The sequence below is a fragment of the Streptomyces sp. NPDC048419 genome (assembly GCF_043200415.1).
In the GTDB taxonomy this organism is placed as follows: Bacteria; Actinomycetota; Actinomycetes; order Streptomycetales; family Streptomycetaceae; genus Streptomyces.
The window spans coordinates 357,854-373,786 of sequence record NZ_JBICXT010000001.1; the positions used below are offsets into that span (position 1 = coordinate 357,854).

The 15,933-nt window shown below is 71.9% G+C and carries 18 protein-coding genes; 5 read left to right on the plus strand and 13 right to left on the minus strand.

Features of this window, described 5'->3' with window-relative positions:
• Positions 1 to 93: 93 nt before the first annotated feature.
• The 3 genes from ACGFYN_RS01545 to ACGFYN_RS01555 form a co-directional block, all read right to left on the minus strand.
• Complete coding sequence (locus tag ACGFYN_RS01545; RefSeq protein WP_393863677.1) at positions 94 to 675, minus strand: sugar kinase; 582 nt, start codon at positions 673 to 675, stop codon at positions 94 to 96.
• Complete coding sequence (locus ACGFYN_RS01550; RefSeq protein WP_393863678.1) at positions 672 to 1,820, minus strand: ROK family glucokinase; 1,149 nt, start codon at positions 1,818 to 1,820, stop codon at positions 672 to 674. The genes ACGFYN_RS01545 and ACGFYN_RS01550 overlap by 4 nt, the downstream gene beginning before the upstream one ends.
• A gap of 176 nt (positions 1,821 to 1,996) precedes the next feature.
• Positions 1,997 to 2,734, minus strand: a complete 738-nt coding sequence (locus ACGFYN_RS01555) for a GntR family transcriptional regulator (RefSeq protein ID WP_393864144.1) — start codon at positions 2,732 to 2,734, stop codon at positions 1,997 to 1,999.
• Positions 2,735 to 2,863: 129 nt separating this feature from the next.
• Here ACGFYN_RS01555 and ACGFYN_RS01560 point away from each other — a divergent pair, with 129 nt between their 5' ends.
• Positions 2,864 to 3,886 carry a Gfo/Idh/MocA family oxidoreductase gene (locus ACGFYN_RS01560; protein ID WP_393863679.1) on the plus strand — a complete coding sequence of 341 codons (1,023 nt, stop codon included), beginning with the start codon at positions 2,864 to 2,866 and terminating at the stop codon, positions 3,884 to 3,886.
• On the opposite strand, the gene ACGFYN_RS01565 is transcribed toward ACGFYN_RS01560, so the two are convergent.
• From ACGFYN_RS01565 to ACGFYN_RS01580, 4 genes are all read right to left on the minus strand, one after another.
• Positions 3,879 to 4,379, minus strand: coding sequence for a hypothetical protein (locus ACGFYN_RS01565; protein ID WP_393863680.1), 501 nt, complete (start codon positions 4,377 to 4,379; stop codon positions 3,879 to 3,881). The genes ACGFYN_RS01560 and ACGFYN_RS01565 overlap by 8 nt on opposite strands.
• A 35-nt stretch (positions 4,380 to 4,414) precedes the next feature.
• A complete protein-coding gene (locus tag ACGFYN_RS01570) occupies positions 4,415 to 5,599 on the minus strand; it encodes a cytochrome P450 (protein ID WP_393863681.1) in 1,185 nt (394 codons plus the stop codon).
• A gap of 69 nt (positions 5,600 to 5,668) precedes the next feature.
• Positions 5,669 to 6,349, minus strand: a complete 681-nt coding sequence (locus tag ACGFYN_RS01575; protein ID WP_393863682.1) for a response regulator — start codon at positions 6,347 to 6,349, stop codon at positions 5,669 to 5,671.
• A gap of 50 nt (positions 6,350 to 6,399) precedes the next feature.
• Positions 6,400 to 7,653: a sensor histidine kinase gene (locus ACGFYN_RS01580; protein WP_393863683.1), complete on the minus strand. Its 1,254-nt coding sequence runs from the start codon at positions 7,651 to 7,653 to the stop codon at positions 6,400 to 6,402.
• 180 nt (positions 7,654 to 7,833) lie between these two features.
• On the opposite strand from ACGFYN_RS01580, the gene ACGFYN_RS01585 reads away from it, so the two are divergent.
• Positions 7,834 to 8,034: a hypothetical protein gene (locus tag ACGFYN_RS01585; protein ID WP_393863684.1), complete on the plus strand. Its 201-nt coding sequence runs from the start codon at positions 7,834 to 7,836 to the stop codon at positions 8,032 to 8,034.
• Between the two features lie 54 nt (positions 8,035 to 8,088).
• Here the strand turns inward: ACGFYN_RS01585 and ACGFYN_RS01590 are convergent, their stop codons facing one another.
• From ACGFYN_RS01590 to ACGFYN_RS01600, 3 genes are all read right to left on the minus strand, one after another.
• On the minus strand, positions 8,089 to 8,493 hold the full coding sequence (locus tag ACGFYN_RS01590) for a ribonuclease domain-containing protein (protein WP_393863685.1): 405 nt from the start codon (positions 8,491 to 8,493) through the stop codon (positions 8,089 to 8,091).
• Positions 8,494 to 8,616: 123 nt separating this feature from the next.
• Entirely contained in the window at positions 8,617 to 9,228 is a 612-nt protein-coding gene (locus ACGFYN_RS01595) for a dihydrofolate reductase family protein (protein ID WP_393863686.1), read from the minus strand.
• Positions 9,229 to 9,314: 86 nt separating this feature from the next.
• Positions 9,315 to 10,124: an AIM24 family protein gene (locus ACGFYN_RS01600; RefSeq protein WP_393863687.1), complete on the minus strand. Its 810-nt coding sequence runs from the start codon at positions 10,122 to 10,124 to the stop codon at positions 9,315 to 9,317.
• Between the two features lie 120 nt (positions 10,125 to 10,244).
• Between ACGFYN_RS01600 and ACGFYN_RS01605 the strand changes: the two genes are divergently transcribed.
• A complete protein-coding gene (locus tag ACGFYN_RS01605; RefSeq protein WP_393863688.1) occupies positions 10,245 to 10,991 on the plus strand; it encodes an SDR family oxidoreductase in 747 nt (248 codons plus the stop codon).
• A 59-nt stretch (positions 10,992 to 11,050) separates the two neighbouring features.
• Here the strand turns inward: ACGFYN_RS01605 and alc are convergent, their stop codons facing one another.
• Together alc and allB are read right to left on the minus strand one after the other, a co-directional pair.
• Entirely contained in the window at positions 11,051 to 12,166 is a 1,116-nt protein-coding gene (gene alc / locus ACGFYN_RS01610) for an allantoicase (RefSeq protein WP_393863689.1), read from the minus strand.
• 39 nt (positions 12,167 to 12,205) lie between these two features.
• Positions 12,206 to 13,546, minus strand: coding sequence for an allantoinase AllB (gene allB, locus ACGFYN_RS01615; RefSeq protein WP_393863690.1), 1,341 nt, complete (start codon positions 13,544 to 13,546; stop codon positions 12,206 to 12,208).
• A gap of 254 nt (positions 13,547 to 13,800) precedes the next feature.
• Here allB and ACGFYN_RS01620 point away from each other — a divergent pair, with 254 nt between their 5' ends.
• The gene (locus ACGFYN_RS01620; RefSeq protein WP_393863691.1) at positions 13,801 to 14,598 is read left to right on the plus strand and encodes an IclR family transcriptional regulator; all 798 of its coding nucleotides are present in this window, start codon (positions 13,801 to 13,803) and stop codon (positions 14,596 to 14,598) included.
• Between the two features lie 109 nt (positions 14,599 to 14,707).
• Here the strand turns inward: ACGFYN_RS01620 and ACGFYN_RS01625 are convergent, their stop codons facing one another.
• Positions 14,708 to 15,022 (minus strand): DUF5955 family protein, encoded by a 315-nt coding sequence (locus ACGFYN_RS01625; protein WP_393863692.1) that lies wholly within the window; start codon positions 15,020 to 15,022, stop codon positions 14,708 to 14,710.
• A 186-nt stretch (positions 15,023 to 15,208) separates the two neighbouring features.
• On the opposite strand from ACGFYN_RS01625, the gene ACGFYN_RS01630 reads away from it, so the two are divergent.
• Positions 15,209 to 15,808, plus strand: a complete 600-nt coding sequence (locus ACGFYN_RS01630; protein WP_393863693.1) for an NTP transferase domain-containing protein — start codon at positions 15,209 to 15,211, stop codon at positions 15,806 to 15,808.
• The last annotated feature ends 125 nt before the right edge of the window (positions 15,809 to 15,933 follow it).

Consider the following 15,933-nt stretch of genomic DNA (forward strand, 5'->3'; position numbering starts at 1 on the left):
CCCGCCCGCGAATCGGATCAGACGTCTTCGACTCTACGGGCGGGGTCTGACAATCGGCTCCGGTCACGGCGCCGGGGCGCGCCTGCTCACTGCCTAGGGAACCGTGCGGGAGACGACGTAGAAGAACGGGTTGTTCTTGTTCCCCAGGCTCATCATGACGTCCTGGGTCGGCTTCGGTGCCTTCTGCTTGTGTACCAGGCCGTACCAGGGGCCCGGGCTGGTGAAGTCCCAGCCGGTGATCTTCTGGTCGCGGGCGCTGATGGTGATCTCGCCCTTCTTCAGGTCGGACCGCTTGACGCCCATGTCCTTCAGGAAGACGTCCAGGTTGGCCTTCGGCGTCTGGAACTGGACGTAGAGCCGGCTGGTCTTCCAGTTGTTGGTCTCGTAGGCCGCGACCTTGCCCGACGGGTGCGGCATCGGCACCTGGTAGAGGCGGCGCTGCACCTTCGAGGGCCAGCCCTTGGTGAGGCCGGTCGCCGCGTACTTCGCCTCCTTGTCCTTGCCGCTGTTGCGGCTCTGGTTGGCGGAGACCGCCAGGTAGCCGGCCGGGACGCCGATGAGCAGCACGATGATGAGCAGGGTCAGCGCCCGGCGGCGGATCTTGTGCCGGCTGTCCTCGGGCGGCCTGGGCGGCTCGTCCGAGGGCGCGGACTGGTGCGGCAGGGACGGCGTCATGCGCTGTCCCGCTGGGAACGGCGGGCCTCGGTGTAGCGCGCGTAGCGCTCGTGCCGCTCGACCCTGCGCCGGTTGGCGCGGCGGAAGCGGCGGGCGACCAGGCGGGCCAGGTCGGCGGCGCCCACCATGCCCGCCTCGGGGCCGAGCTGGGCGCGGACGATACGGGCCTCGGGGCGGTAGCCGCGGCCGGTGAGCTGGCGCTTGAACGCGTCGCGCGCGGGAGCGATCAGCAGGTCGTCGGCCGCGGACACACCGCCGCCGATGACGAAGCAGGACGGGTCGAGGGCGGCGGCGAGGTTGGCGATGCCGACGCCGAGCCACTGGCCGATGTCCTGGAGCAGCTCTATGCACATCGCGTCGCCGTCGCGGGCCAGCTCGGTGATCATCGGGCCGGTGATGTCGCCGATCTGGCCCTTGACGTGCTCGATGATCCCGTACGCCACCGGGGAGTCGGCGACGGCCAGCTCCTTGGCCTCGCGGACCAGCGCGTTGCCGGAGCTGTACTGCTCCCAGCAGCCGCGGTTGCCGCACGGGCAGCGGTGACCGCCGGGCACGACCTGCATATGGCCGAACTCGCCCGCGACGCCGTACTTGCCCCGCTTGACCTGGCCGTCCTCCAGGATCGCGCCGCCGATGCCGGTACCCAGCGTGATCATGACGAGGTGGTCCTCGCCGCGGCCCGCGCCGAAGCGCCACTCGGCCCAGGCGGCCGAGTTGGCGTCGTTGTCCACCAGGACGGGCACGGCGAGCCGGCCCGCGAGGCGGTCGCGCAGCGGCTCGTTGCGCCAGGACAGGTGGGGCGCGAACAGGACGCGGTTGCGGTCGGCGTCGACCCAGCCGGCCGCGCCGATGCCCACCGCGTGCACGTCGTGCCGGTCGGACAGGTCCAGCACCAGCTCGACGATGGTGTCCTCGACGACCTTGGGGCTCTTGGACTTGTCAGGCGTCTCCGTGCGGACCTTCTCCAGGATGTTGCCGTCGGCGTCGACGACGCCCGCCATCACCTTGGTGCCGCCGATGTCGATGCCCACCGTCGGCACGCGGGGTGCGGTCAGGTGCGAGCGGCGCTCCCTCGTGCCGACCGTGCGCAGTGCAGGGGCGCGGCGGGAGCCTATGGGGGCGGTGAAGTTGCCGTAGGTGCTCATCAAGGCCCGATTCTGCCGCACGCTCACGCTGTGTGCCGAATGGGGCGGTGGCGGGGGTGCGCCTTCGCCGCCGGGTGCGGGTCGTCCCGGGCCGGTCGCGCAGTTCCCCGCGCCCCTTGGGAACAGGGTGTTGCATTGTCCGCACATTGTGTCGAACTGGGCGGCGGCTGATCCCTCTACGGCCGCACCAGCAGCTGGAACTCGAACGAGTAGCGCGACGGGCGGTACGTGTGCGTGCCGTACTCGACCGCGCGGCCGGTGTCGTCGAAGGTCACGCGCTGCATGGTGAGCAGCGGGGCGCCCTCGGGTTCGGCGAGGCGCTCGGCCTCGGCGGCGGTGGCCGCGCGGGCGCCGATCGTCTGGCGGGCGCTGTGCAGCGTGATCCCGACGGCGCGCATCATCCGGTACAGGCCGGTGGCCTCCAGCTGCCCGGTGTCCAGGTCGAGCAGGCCGGGCGGGATGAAGTTGCACAGGTGGGCCATCGGCTCGCCGTGTGCGAGGCGCAGTCGCTCGACCCGGTGCACATCGCTGTCCTCGGTCACGTTGAGGGCGGCCGCGACCTCGGCGGTCGCCGGGACGACCGTGTTGACGAGCACCCTGGTCGCGGGGCGCTGCCCGGCCGCCTCCAGGTCGTCGTAGAGGCTGGAGAGCTCCAGGGGGCGCTTGACCTGGCTGTGCACGACCTGCGTGCCGACGCCGCGGCGGCGCACCAGGAGACCCTTGTCCACGAGCGACTGGATGGCCTGGCGGACGGTGGGCCGGGACAGGCCGAGCCGTGCGGCCAGTTCGATCTCGTTGCCCAGCAGGCTGCCGGGGGTGAGCGCGCCGTGCTCGATCGCGGCCTCCAGCTGCTGGGAGAGCTGGAAGTACAACGGCACCGGAGAACTCCGGTCCACACTGAGCTCGAGCGACACGGTGGGGTCCACTTCTGGTTTCGGCACGGGGCGAGCGTAGCTCCAGGAGTTGTTGACGGGAAGTTGTGTAGTTCGATTGTCCGGACATATGCATTGACAGCGTACGCACGGAACCCTCACTTTGTTTCCATGCGCATCGGGGTCATCGGTACGGGGCGGATCGGCGCCATTCATGCGAACACGCTCAGCCGCCATCGCGACGTGGGGTCCTTGATCCTCACGGACGTGGATCCGGCGCGGGCGCAGGAGCTCGCGCGCCGGCTCGGGGAGACTGCGGCACCGGGGGTGGACGAGATCTTCCGGTGGGGCGTGGACGCCGTGGTGATCACCACCGCGACCGCGGCCCACGCCGAACTGATCGGTCGGGCAGCACGCTCGGGGCTCCCGGTGTTCTGCGAGAAGCCCATCGCGCTCGATCTGCCGGGCACGCTGCACGCGATCGGCGAGGTCGAGGCGGCCGGGACCATCCTTCAGATGGGGTTCCAGCGCCGTTTCGACACCGGCTACCAGGGCGCCCGGGACGCGGTGCTCTCGGGCCGGCTCGGGCGGCTGCACACCGTGCGGGCGCTGACGTCCGACCAGAGCCCTCCCCCGCCCGCGTGGCTGCCGCTGTCCGGCGGGCTGTACCGGGACACGCTGATCCACGACTTCGACGTGCTGCGCTGGGTGACCGGGCGCGAGATCGTCGACGTGTACGCGGCCGGGTCCGACGCGGGGCCGGCGATGTTCCGCGAGGCGGGCGACGTGGACACCGGCGCCGCACTGCTCACGCTCGACGACGGCACGCTCGCCACGGCCACGGCGACGCGGCTGAACGGCGCCGGGTACGACGTCCGCATGGAGCTGGCCGGCGAGCTCGACCAGATCGTGGTCGGCCTGGACGACCGGACGCCGATCGCCTCCACCGAACCGACCGGGCCGCCCGCCGCGGACAAGCCGTGGACCGGCTTCCTCGAGCGCTTCGGGCCCGCCTACGAGGCCGAGCTGGCCGCGTTCGTCGAGGTCGTGATGGGGCAGCGGGCCAATCCCTGCGACGGCCGCGAGGCCCTGCAGGCGCTGCGGATCGCCGAGGCGTGCGAGGTCTCCAGACGGGAGCGCAGACCGGTGGCCCTCGCGGAGATCCCGGGGCGGGCGGAGACCGCGTTCAGGTGAGCAGGCGGACGGCCGGGGCCGCGGTGTCCGTGGCCAGCGGCGCCTCGCAGTGGGCGCAGCGCAGTTCGCAGGGCCGGACCAGGTTGGTCTGGATGCTGTGCTTGCCGGGCTCCTTGGTCTTCGGGCAGTAGTAGCCGACGTGCAGCCGCACCCAGGGGTGGCTGGTGGGCGCCTGGCCGCGCCGGCCGTCGCGCGCGTCCTCGAAGGGCGACCACCAGAAGTCGACGAGGGCCCGCAGGGCCAGCCGGTCCTTGCCGGACGTCGTGTCGTACGCGGCGATCCGGCCCGCCGTGTAGTGGCGCTGGAAACCGCTGCGGCTGCCCGAGCACAGGGCCCGCTCCGCGCCGCGCTCGTAGACCGTGGTGCGGCCGGTGCGCTCGCAGATGAAGCAGTCCACGCTGAACTCCAGCTTGGAACGCCAGTGCAGATTGTGGAAGTCGTCGCCGCCGAGCTCTCCGGTCAGCTCGGCGGTGATCTCCGCGGTGCGCAGCACGCCTGCCCCCCTCGATGCTTCTGGATCAGGGTGTTCTACCAGCGCACCGGCAGACTGCGCACCCCCCGCATCAGCATGCCGGGAAGCCACTCGCCGGGTGGTCCGTCGAGGGCGAGGCCGGGGGCGCGCTCCAGCAGGGCGCGTATCGCCGTACGCGCTTCGAGACGGGCCAGGGGGGCGCCCAGGCAGTAGTGCACGCCGTGGCCGAAGGCGAGGTGGCCGCGGGTGTCGCGGCCGAGGTCGAAGCGGTCGGGGTCGGGATAGCGCAGCGTGTCCCGGTCGGCGGCGGTGAGGCCGATCATCACCGCGTCTCCCCGGTCGATCTTCGTGCCGCCGATCTCCAGGGGCTCGGCGGCGAACCTGAACGTGGCGTTCTCCACCGGCCCTTCGTGGCGCAGCGTCTCCTCCACCGCCCGGTCGACGAGGCTCAAGTCGGCGCGCAGGACGGCTAGTTGGGTCGGGTGCCGGAGCAGCGACAGGACACCGCTGCTGATGAGGTTGACCGTAGTCTCGTGCCCCGCGACGAGCAGCACGAAGGCCATGCCGCGCAGTTCGCCCGCGGAGAGCCGGTCGCCGTCCTCGGCGGTGGTGCGGATCAGGTCGCTGAGCAGGTCGTCGCCCGGTCCGGCGCACCGCTTGTCCTCTATCAGCTCGGTGAGATAGGCGGCGAGCCGCACGAACGCGTCGTGCTCGCTGTCCGCGCCGGTCGGCGCGACCGCCTCGCTCGACATCGCGCGGAACGCCGCACGGTCCATCTCGGGCACGCCGAGCAGCTCGCAGATGACGGTGATGGGCAGCGGGTACGCGAACGACTCCACGAGGTCGGCGCGGCCGTGCGGCAGCATCGCGTCGAGCAGTTCGCGGGTGATCTCCTCGATGCGCGGCCGCAGTTCCTCCACGCGGCGCATGGTGAAGGCCCGCGAGACCAGGGCGCGCAGACGCGTGTGCCGGGGCGGGTCGGTGCCCAGCAGGTACTTGCCGATCAGCTCCTCGTCCAGGAACAGCATGCCGATCTTGGTGGCGTCCTTGGACAGCCGCGGGTCGGCGAGGGCGGCGCGTGCCTCCTCGTACCCGACGACGAGCCAGGTCTCGTGGTGCTGGTCGGGCACCGGCAGCCGGACCCGGTGCACCGGGCCGCGCTCGCGCAGCCGCGCGTACACGGGATGCGGGTCCGTGCGGAACCCGTCGCCGAACTCCCCCAGGTCGATCGCTTCCGCCATGCCCGCCCCGTCCCGCCCGTCCCCCGCCGGTTCTTGTCCCGGTGCATGGTCAACGCACGGCGGGTGCCGCTAGTGCCCGTTCGTCCCGGGTTCCTCCAGAAGGCCCGCGTCGTAGGCCAACAGGGCGATCTGGACACGGTTGTTGAGATCGAGCTTGGCCAGGATGCGGGAGACGTGGGTCTTGACGGTGGCGACGCTCATGAACAGCGTGGCGGCGATCTCGGCGTTGGACAGGCCGCGGCCGACCGCGACGGCGACCTCGCGCTCGCGGTCGTTGAGGACGCCGATGCGCACGCGCGCGTGCGTGCGCCGGGTGTCGGCCGCGTTGCCCACCGCGTGCTCCACCAACTGGCGTGTCACGGTGGGCGACAGCACGGGATCGCCGACCGCGACCCGGCGCACCGCGTCGACGATCTCGGCCGGCGGCGTGTCCTTGAGGACGAACCCGGCGGCACCCGCGCGCAGGGCGCGCAGCACCTGCTCGTCTGCGTGGAAGGTGGTGAGGACCACGACCTGGGGCGCGTCCTTGCGGCCCCGCAGCCGCTCTGTCGCCGTGAGACCGTCCACCGACGGCATCCGGATGTCCATGAGGACCACGTCGGGGCGGGTGCGGTCGACGAGTGCCTCGACCTCGGTGCCGTCGGCGGCCTCCCCGACGATCTCGATGTCGTCGGCCCCGCCCATCATCAGGGACAGGCCCGCACGCACCAGGGGATCGTCGTCCACGAGGAGCACTCTGATCGCAGTCATGGGCCTTACGTAATCACGGCGGGCGGGTCCGCCGTGCACGGGTCGTGCCATCACCACGGCAGCCAGGCCCGCACCCGGAACCCCCCGTCCGGCTCCGGCCCGTGGTCCAGCCGGCCGCCCGCGAGCGTGGCCCGTTCGGTGAGCCCGATCAGGCCCTGTCCGGAGCCGGGGACCGCGGGGACATCGCCCTCCGGAGCGGGATTGCGTACGTCCACCACGAGGCCGTCGCCCGGGGCGCCCGTGACGCACACGTCGACCTCCGTGCCGGGGGCGTGCTTGCGGGCGTTGGTCAGCGCCTCCTGGGCGATGCGGTACGCGGTGCGGCCGACGGAGGAGGGGACGTCGGCGGGGTCGCTGACCCGGCTCGCGAGAGTGACCTTCATGCCGGCCTCGCGGCACTCGGCGACCAGCGCGTCCAGCGCGGCGAGCGTCGGCTGGGGGCGGCCCTGGCCCGCGTCGTCGGGCTCGCCCGCGCGCAGCACGCCGATGATCTCGCGCAGGTCCTGCAGGGCCTCGTGCGCGCTCTCGCGGATGACGCCGGCCGCGCGCGCGATCTCCTCCTGGGGCGCGCCGGGCCGGAACTCCAGGGCGCCCGCGTGCACGCTCAGCAGGGTCAGCCGGTGCGCGAGGACGTCGTGCATCTCGCGGGCGATGGCCTCGCGGGCCAGCCGCTGCGCCTGCTCGGCGCGCAGCTGCGCCTCCGTCTCGGCCCGCCGGGCGCGCTCGCGCAGGCTCATCATGAGCTGGCGCTTGGAGCGGACGAACATGCCCCAGCCGATGACGGTGAGGGTGGCCAGCTCCGTGAAGGCGACGGCTCCCCCGTACGGCAGGTCGGGGTCCGGGCGCAGCCAGAAGAGCAGCGGGATCTGCGCGATCGCGATGCCGCCGATCCAGGCGACGTAACGGAAGGGCCGGTGCACGGCGAGGGTGAACAGGGCGACGGCACCGGCGCCGCCCGCCGTGTTCGACACCAGGCCGACGGGGATCATCGCGATGGCGAGTCCGAGCGGCCAGCGGCGGCGCAGCCACACCGCGGCGCAGGCCAGCGCGCCGAGCAGCTGGTCGACGACGGCGAGGGCGTGCGGGGTGTGGGGGTCGTTGCTCAGGGTGTCCGCGGCCGCGAGACCGAGGGCGACGGCGAGCAGGAAGCAGGTGAAGTCGACGACCCAGTCGCGCGCGGTGCGCCGGGGCCGCCGCCCGGTCCGCTCCGCGTCGGGGTCGAGGTCGTGCAGCAGGGCCGACGGGAACAGCCATCTGCGCCCTATGACCCCCGCTGCGGCAGGCGTCGCCTTGTCCTTGCTCACGGGCGACAAATCTACGCAGGAATGCCGGGCGTCACCGCTGCGGACGGGGGATCCCCGACCAAAGTCGCACCACCAAAGACTTTCGGCGCGAGCGGCCCGCGGGGCGGGGGACTTCCGGCGGGCACGACTCGCCCCGCGGCCGATTGTCCGTGGGGGGACCGCGGGGCGAGGCTCATGGCCATGAAGCAGGTGCTGGAGGTACTCGGTTTCGTCGCCCTGGTGCAGGGCGTGCTGGGCCTGTTGCACGAGTGCACCGACTGGCATGTCGGCCTCGTGCAGCGGCTCGGTCTCCTCGACGGCTACGGGATCTACGCGAGCGTCGCCCTGGTGGTGCTGGCGTTCGCGCTGTTCGCCGCCGCGGAGAGCCGGAAGTCCGGCTGAGGACCGGACCTCCGGCTGGTCGCGCCGTTCCTGGTGCCGAGCGGGGGAAGTCGCTCAGCAGCCGAAGTCGACCAGGTCGAACGTGGCGTAGTGGTCGGATGTGTAGTAGTCCTCCTTGGTCTGCTCACCGGTGACGATCCGGCGGGCGCCGCGGGTGGAGGAGCCCGGCGTCTTGACCGTGTACTCGTGGTAGTAGCCGGAGGACTCGCTGGGCAGGACGCCTTCACGGTTCGAGAAGACGGTGCCGTCCTGCTCGTACGGGTACGGGCCGCCCTGCGCGATCAGGTCCAGGGTGTCGTGCGCCTGTGAGGGGAGGGCGCCGTAGCAGATGCTGCCGACCGAGGCTGCGGAGGCGACGGAGGCGTCCGCCGTGCCGACGGAGACGGTGCCGCCCACGAGGAGGGCGGACAGGAGGGCGGCTGCGGCGCCGATACGAGTGGTGCGTGGGGGGATTCGCATGACCTCATGATGACGCGCGTAGACAGTGGCATGTCAATGACAAGCCCGGAGATTTTCCCTTGACGTCCGATGAGTTTCCCGCGAGTTAACCTGCCCGCGGCGGCCTCACCGGACGCGGCCGGGTCACGCGAACGAGCCGTATTCCGGGCGCCCCGCCAGGTCGTACGTCTGGATGGAAACGCCCTTGGAGGTCAGGCTCCCGCCCGCGTGCCGGAACCGGGTCGGTACGGCGCCGTCCGCGAAGAAGCGGAGGCCGGAGCCGAGCACCACCGGGAACGTCAGCAGGTGGAGCGTGTCCACGAGGCCGAGCGCCAGCAGGGACTGGACGAGCGCGCCGCTGCCGTGCACCTGGAGCTCGCCGTCGGTGCGCTCCTTGAGGGCGGTGACCTCCTTGGCGAGATCGCCGTGGATCACGGTGGTTCCGGCCCAGTCGGGGTCGGTGAGGGTGGAGGAGGCGACGTACTTCGGCAGGGCGTTCAGCTTGGCGGCGACGGGGTTGGCCGGGTCGGTCACCTTCGGCCAGAAGCCGGCGAAGGTGTCGTAGGTGCGGCGGCCGAGGAGGAATGCGCCGGGGCGCTCGAAGACGCCGTCGACGAACCGTCCGAAGTCGTCGTCGTTGAACGGGAAGCTCCAGCCGCCGTGCTCGAAGCCGCCGCGGGTGTCCTCCTGGGGGCCGCCGGGCGCCTGGTACACGCCGTCGAGGGTGACGAAGATCGTGGAGACGAGCTTGCCCATGGCGGGTGCCTTCCTGGTGCGGGGTCTGCTGTCATCACCTCAGACCCCGCGGGCACCCGCAACTCATCGGCCGGACGTACGGTCGCTCATCCCGAGTGGGTGGAGAACAGTCCGCCCGTCGGGCCCTGCTTGTCGCCGCCCTGGGCCTTCTTCAGGGCGTTGGCGAGGCTCTCGATGGTGAGGGACTGAAGGATCACCCGGCCGTTGCCCTCCAGGGTGGCCAGGGAGAGGCCCTCGCCGCCGAAGACGGCGTTCATGAGGCCCTGGCGGTTGAGTCCGCCGATGCGCTGGACCCCGTACTGGATGCCCTCCTCGAAGGCGACGACGCAGCCCGTGTCGACCTCGATACGGCCGCCGAAGTCGGCCGGGTCGAGGTCGATGAAGTTGCCCGCGCCCGCGATGATCACCGTGCCGCGGCCGGTGAACTTCTCCAGGATGAAGCCCTCGCCGCCGCTCATGCCGGTGCGGCCGCCCTGGAAGGCGATACCGAAGTCGACGGTGGACTCGGCCGCGACGAAGGCGTCCTTCTCGGCGAACCACGCGCGCGTGCCGTCGAGTTCGAGGGCGCGCATCTCGCCGGGGAGCACGCCCGCGAAGCCGACGGTCCCCTCGCCGCCCTGGGCGCTGAAGTACTGGAACGCCATCGACTCGCCCGCGAGCATGCGCTGGCCGGCCTGCATCGCGGTGCCCATGGCCTGGCGGAGCATGCCGCCCATGCCGCCACCGCCGCCCTGCGGCTGGCCGCCGTTCGACGGGCCCGACAGACGGGTCTCCATGGTCACGTTCGTCGTCTTGAAAAGGAACTTGCCGGCCTCGCAGTACACGGTCTGGCCGGGGCTCAGGTTGACGACCGCCATCTGCATGGCGTTGCCGACGATCTCTTGCTGAAGGGTCACGGGAGGAGAACGCGGGAGGTGGAGGGAAGAGTTCCGGCCTGACCCGCTGTGTTTCGGCCACTCGATCTCGGTGTCCGCCCGCCGCCAGCACTCGCGGGCGGGGGCCGCTGGGATGGAGCCATGACGACGACATACGGAACGCTCGAAGGCAAGGTCGCCCTGGTCACCGGCGGCAGCCGCGGCATCGGGGCGGCGACGGCGGTGCGGCTCGCCCGGGAGGGCGCGGACGTGGCCCTCACCTATGTGAACGGCAAGGAGGCGGCGCAGGACGTCGTACGGCGGATCGAGGCACTGGGGCGCCGGGCGGTGGCCCTGCGCGCGGACGCCGCGGACGCGGACGAGGCGGCCGGGGCGGTGGCGCGCGCCGCGGAGTCGCTGGGCGGGCTCGACGTGCTGGTGAACAACGCGGGCGTGGGTGTGCTCGGTCCGCTGGAAGGGCTGTCGCTCGCCGAGGTCGACCGGGTTCTGGCGGTGAACGTCCGTGGCGTGTTCCTGACGTCCCAGGCGGCGGCCGCGCGGATGCCGTCCGGCGGCCGGATCGTGACGGTCGGCACGTGCATGACGCAGCGGGTGCCGGGGCCGGGCGGGACGCTGTACGCCACGAGCAAGGCGGCGCTGGTCGGCCTGACGAAGGCGCTCGCGCGCGAGCTCGGGGCCCGCGGCATCACGGCGAACATCGTGCATCCCGGGCCGACGGACACCGACATGAATCCGGCGGACGGGCCGTATGCGCCGGACCAGGCGGCGATGACGGCACTGGGCCGGTTCGGGACGGCGGAGGAGGTGGCGGACACGGTCGCGTATCTGGCGGGGGCGGACTACGTGACCGGGGCGGAGTTCGCCGTGGACGGCGGACACGCCGCCTGAAGGAACACGTGGGGCGCACCGGTGCTGTCCCTCCGGTGCGCCCCACGCGCGTGTGCGTGTCAGCCGCCCAGTTCCTGGTGCCTGGCCGCGAGGCCCGTCGCGCCGGCTTCCGTCAGGGAGCCGTACAGGCGCAGGCGGGAGATGCCGCCGTCGGGGTAGATGTCCACGCGCGCGTGCGTGCCGACGGCCGGGGCCGCCAGGACGAAGCGGTGGTTGGTGTCGGGCTGCAGGCGGGTGCGCGGGAGGACCTCGTGCCACTCGCCGCTCTCGCCGTCCTGCACCGAGACCGACGCCCAGCCCGCGCTGTTGCCCTTCAGGTACGCCGTGTCGATCTCGACGGCGCGGATCTCGGACTGGGCCGCGAGGCCGTAGCGGATCCAGTCGTTGCCCTGGTCGCGCCGGCGGCGGGTCTCCCAGCCGTCGTCCATCTTGCGGGAGCGGCCCGGCTGGATGGTGTTGGTGGCCGGGGAGTAGAAGAGGTTGGAGGCGTCCTCGACCCGGCCGCCGTTCTCGAGGGCGACCACGTCGAACGTGCCGAGGGTCCGCAGCCAGTTCGGGTCGGGTACGACCTCGCCGTGGACGCGCAGGCGCGCGATGCCGCCGTCGGGGTGCTGGTTGACGCGCAGGTGCGTGAAGCGCTGCTCGGCCGAGACGGCGAAGCCGTTGGCGGCGTGGCCGCCGACCGGGGTGCGCGGGACCAGCGTCGTCCACTTCACGTCGTCCCCGAAGAGCTCCTCGGGCGAGGGGGAGCCGGGCAGGGACGTGGCCTCGACCGACACCGCCTGCGGGTAGTTGCCGCGGAAGTGGGCCGTGTCGACGACGATTCCGCGGATCACGCCGGGCGCGCCCAGGCGGACCAGCGCCCAGTCGTGGTCCTCGGCGGTCGGCCACGGGTGGCCGGCGGAGGCACCGCGGCGGCGGCGCGTCTCCCAGCCGTCCATGATCTTGCCCTTGTGCCCGAAGTGCTCGGGGTCGAACTCGGCCGGCTCGGGCACCAGCAGGTTCTCCCGCTGGGCGAAGAACTCGTCGTTGGCGGCGATGACACCGGCGCCGAGCTGCCGGTCGGCGAGGTTGGCGTACTGGGTGAAGGGGAAGTCGGCGGTGCGGTAGTCCGCGTACGGGTCGCCGCCTCCGTAGGGGTTCGCGTCACCGGTGAAGCTCGGTATCGCCGTCACGTCTTTCCTTTCGTTCTCGCCGCTGCTGATGCGGGTGGATCAGGGGGTGCGGGTGAGCAGGCGGCCCTTCGGGCCGGTGAACTCGCCGCCGGCGACGATGCGTTCGCCGCGCAGCCAGGTGGACCTCACGACGCCGCCAAGGGTCTTGCCCGCGTACGCCGTCACGCGGTTGCGGTGCTGGAGGGCCGCCGGGTCGACGGTGAAGGTCTCGTCGGGCGCGAGGACCGCGAAGTCCGCGTCGCGGCCTGCCTCGATGGCCCCCTTGCGGGTGTCCAGGCCGACCAGTTCCGCCGTGCGCGACGACATCCAGCGGACCACGTCCTCCAGGTCGTGACCGCGCTTGCGGGCCTCGGTCCACACGGCCGCCAGGCTCAGCTGGAGGCCGGAGATGCCGCCCCAGGCGGTCGCGAAGTCGTGCGTCTTGAGGTCGGCCGTGGAGGGCGAGTGGTCGGTGACCACGCAGTCGACGGTGCCGTCGGCCAGCGCCTGCCACAGCAGGTCCTGGTTGGCGGCCTCGCGGATGGGCGGGCAGCACTTGAACTCGCTGGCGCCGTCGGGAACCTCCTCGGCGGTGAGGGTGAGGTAGTGCGGGCAGGTCTCGACAGTGATGCGTACGCCCTCCGCCCGCGCCCGGGCGATCAGCGGCAGCGCGTCGGACGACGACAGGTGCAGGATGTGCACGCGCGCGTCGAACCGCTTGGCCTGCGCGATCAGTTGGGCGATCGCTGTGTCCTCGGCGTCGCGCGGGCGGCTGGCGAGGAAGTCGGCGTACCTGGGGCCGCCGTGCTGCGGGGCGGCGTCCAGGTGGTGCGGGTCCTCGGCGTGCACGATCAGCAGGCCGCCGAAGGAGGCGATCTCCGCCAGGGACTGCGCGAGCCGGTCCTGGTCGAGGTGCGGGAACTCGTCCACACCCGACGGGGACAGGAACGCCTTGAAGCCGAACACACCGGCCTCGTGCAGCGGGCGCAGGTCCTTGACGTTGTCCGGCAGGGCACCGCCCCAGAAGCCGACGTCGATGTGCGCCTTGTCGGCGGCGACCTTCCGCTTCGTACGGAGGTTGTCGACCGTCGTCGTCGGCGGCAGGGAGTTGAGCGGCATGTCCACGAGGGTGGTGATGCCGCCGGCCGCCGCCGCGCGCGTGGCGGTCCAGAAGCCCTCCCACTCGGTGCGGCCGGGGTCGTTGACGTGCACGTGCGTGTCGACCAGGCCGGGCAGCAGGACGTCGTCGCCGAAGTCCTCCAGGCGGGCACCGGCCGGTACGGCGGCGTCATGGGGGAGGACGGCCGCGATCTTCCCTCCGGCGACCGCGACGGACGCGGCGCGCGTCCCCTCGGGCGTGATGACGCGCGTCGAGCGCAGCACCAGTTCTACGTCGGACACCCGAACCCCTCTCAGCCGCCGCGAGGTACTTCCACGTAACGGATTTCAACGTTCTGTTGAAGGAGTCTTCACTCCCGGTTCCGAGCCGTCAAGGCCACACTTCTTCAGAGTGCGCCTTCCGCACCGACTCTGGACGTTTCCACAAGGCGGAATTATAATTCCGGCAAGCAGAACGTAGCTATGCACAACCAGGGAGTCAACCGACTGCCGGGTAGGCTTCAGCAACTTCCCGCCAGTCCCGAAAGGAACGCGCCGTGCCGACGTCCAGCGCCAGCACCACCGAGTCCGCCAGGTCCAACGGCGGCGGGGTCCAGTCACTCGAGCGCGCCTTCGACCTGCTCGAGCGGATGGCCGACGCGGGCGGCGAGGTGGGGCTGAGCGAGCTGGCCGCGAGCAGCGGGCTGCCGCTGCCGACCATCCACCGCCTGATGCGCACCCTGGTGGCCTGCGGATACGTCCGCCAGCAGTCCAACCGCCGATACGCCCTCGGCCCGCGCCTGATCCGCCTGGGCGAGTCCGCGTCCCGGCTGCTCGGCACCTGGGCCCGCCCCTATCTGGCCCGCCTGGTCGAGGAGACCGGCGAGACCGCGAACATGGCGCTGCTCGACGGCGACGAGATCGTCTACGTCGCCCAGGTGCCGTCCAAGCACTCGATGCGCATGTTCACCGAGGTCGGCCGGCGGGTCCTGCCGCACTCCACGGGCGTCGGCAAGGCGCTGCTCGCGAACACCCCGGACGACGAGGTGCGGGCCCTGCTCCGGCGCACCGGCATGCCCGCCGCGACGGAGAAGACGATCACCACCCCGGAGGGCTTCCTGGCCGCTCTGGAGGACGTGCGCCAGGCCGGTTACGCGGTCGACGACAACGAGCAGGAGATCGGTGTCCGCTGTCTCGCGGTCTCCGTGCCCAACTCCCCCACCGCCGCCGCCATTTCGATCTCGGGCCCGGCGGGCCGGGTCACGGAGGCCGCGACGGACACGATCGTCCCGGTGCTCTTGCAGGTGGCGTCGGAGCTGTCGGAGGCGCTGGCGAGCTCGGGGCCGGCGGCCTAGGGCTTGCCGCCGAAGTCCCCGCGTCCGGGCCGGGCATCGCCAAAGGCGCGAATTCCGCGACAGGCCCCGGTCCGCCTCACCGAGCAAATGTTCCCGTGGAGCAAATCCCTCAGCGGAGCGGTGGGTCCCCGAACAGGTCCACCGCGTCGCGTACGTCCGACAGGCCCCGGGCCAGCGCGCTGACCGAGCCGATCGCGCCGGCGATCAGCAGCAGCGAGCGGCGCAGGCGGCGGACCTCGGGAGCGCCGTCGGTCGTCATCGCGGCGAGGGCGGCGAGTTCGTCCTCCGCGATGCCGCGGTCGGGGAACTCGGCCGGGTGTGCGGCGAGTTCGCGACGCAACCGGGACACGGCGGTCCGCAGTCCGGCCACCCTCGGGTCCTCGTCGCTGCCGATCACTGACCTCTGCCCCAAGCTCCGCAACACGGCTCTCCCCTTCGCACGCCCTTGTGCGCAGTCACGCGTGATCCCGCCGAACACCCCGAGGCGCTGGTCGGGTGCCAGGGGTCGCGGGTCAGTAAACGCCACGCGATGCGAGCTACGCCACAGTGCGGACGGAAATTCAGTCTCCGGAAGCCGGGCACTCGCCCTGGCGTCAGGTATGCAGAACACATGACGGAGAACGAAGACCGGATCGCCGGGCTGCTGCTCGCGGCGGGCGGCGGGCGCCGGCTCGGCGGGCGCCCCAAGGCACTGCTGGAACACCGCGGGCGGCCGCTCGTCGAACACGCGGTCGGCGTACTGCGCGCGGCCGGCTGCTCCCGCGTCCATGTGGTGCTGGGGGCGCGGGCCGACGCCGTACGGGAGCGGGCCGCGCTGGAGGGGTGCGTGCTCGTGGAGAACCCGGAGTGGGAGCAGGGCATGGGGTCCTCGCTGCGGGCCGGGCTGGACTCGCTCACCGGGACGGGGGCCGAGGCCGCCGTCGTCTCGCTCGTCGACCAGCCGGGGATCGGGCCCGAGGCGTTCGCCCGGGTGCTGGCCGCGTACCGGGACGAGACCTCATTGGCGTCGGCGGCCTACGACGGCGTACGCGGGCATCCCGTCCTGTTCGGCCGCGCCCACTGGGCGGGCATCGCCGAGACCGCGACGGGGGACCGCGGGGCCCGCGACTACCTCAAGGCGCACGCGCCCGCGATCACGCTCGTCGAGTGCGGGGACGTGGCGCGGCCGTACGACATCGACACGGCGGCCGATCTGGTCCACCTTGAGTGAACGGGATGGCACTGCGCGCCACCTTCCCTCGACTCAGAGAATCTCGATATCAACAAACCATTGAAGTTCCACAATGAGGAAACTAGTATCCACTGTTCAGAAGCGCCCTACCGCTCCAGGGGCGT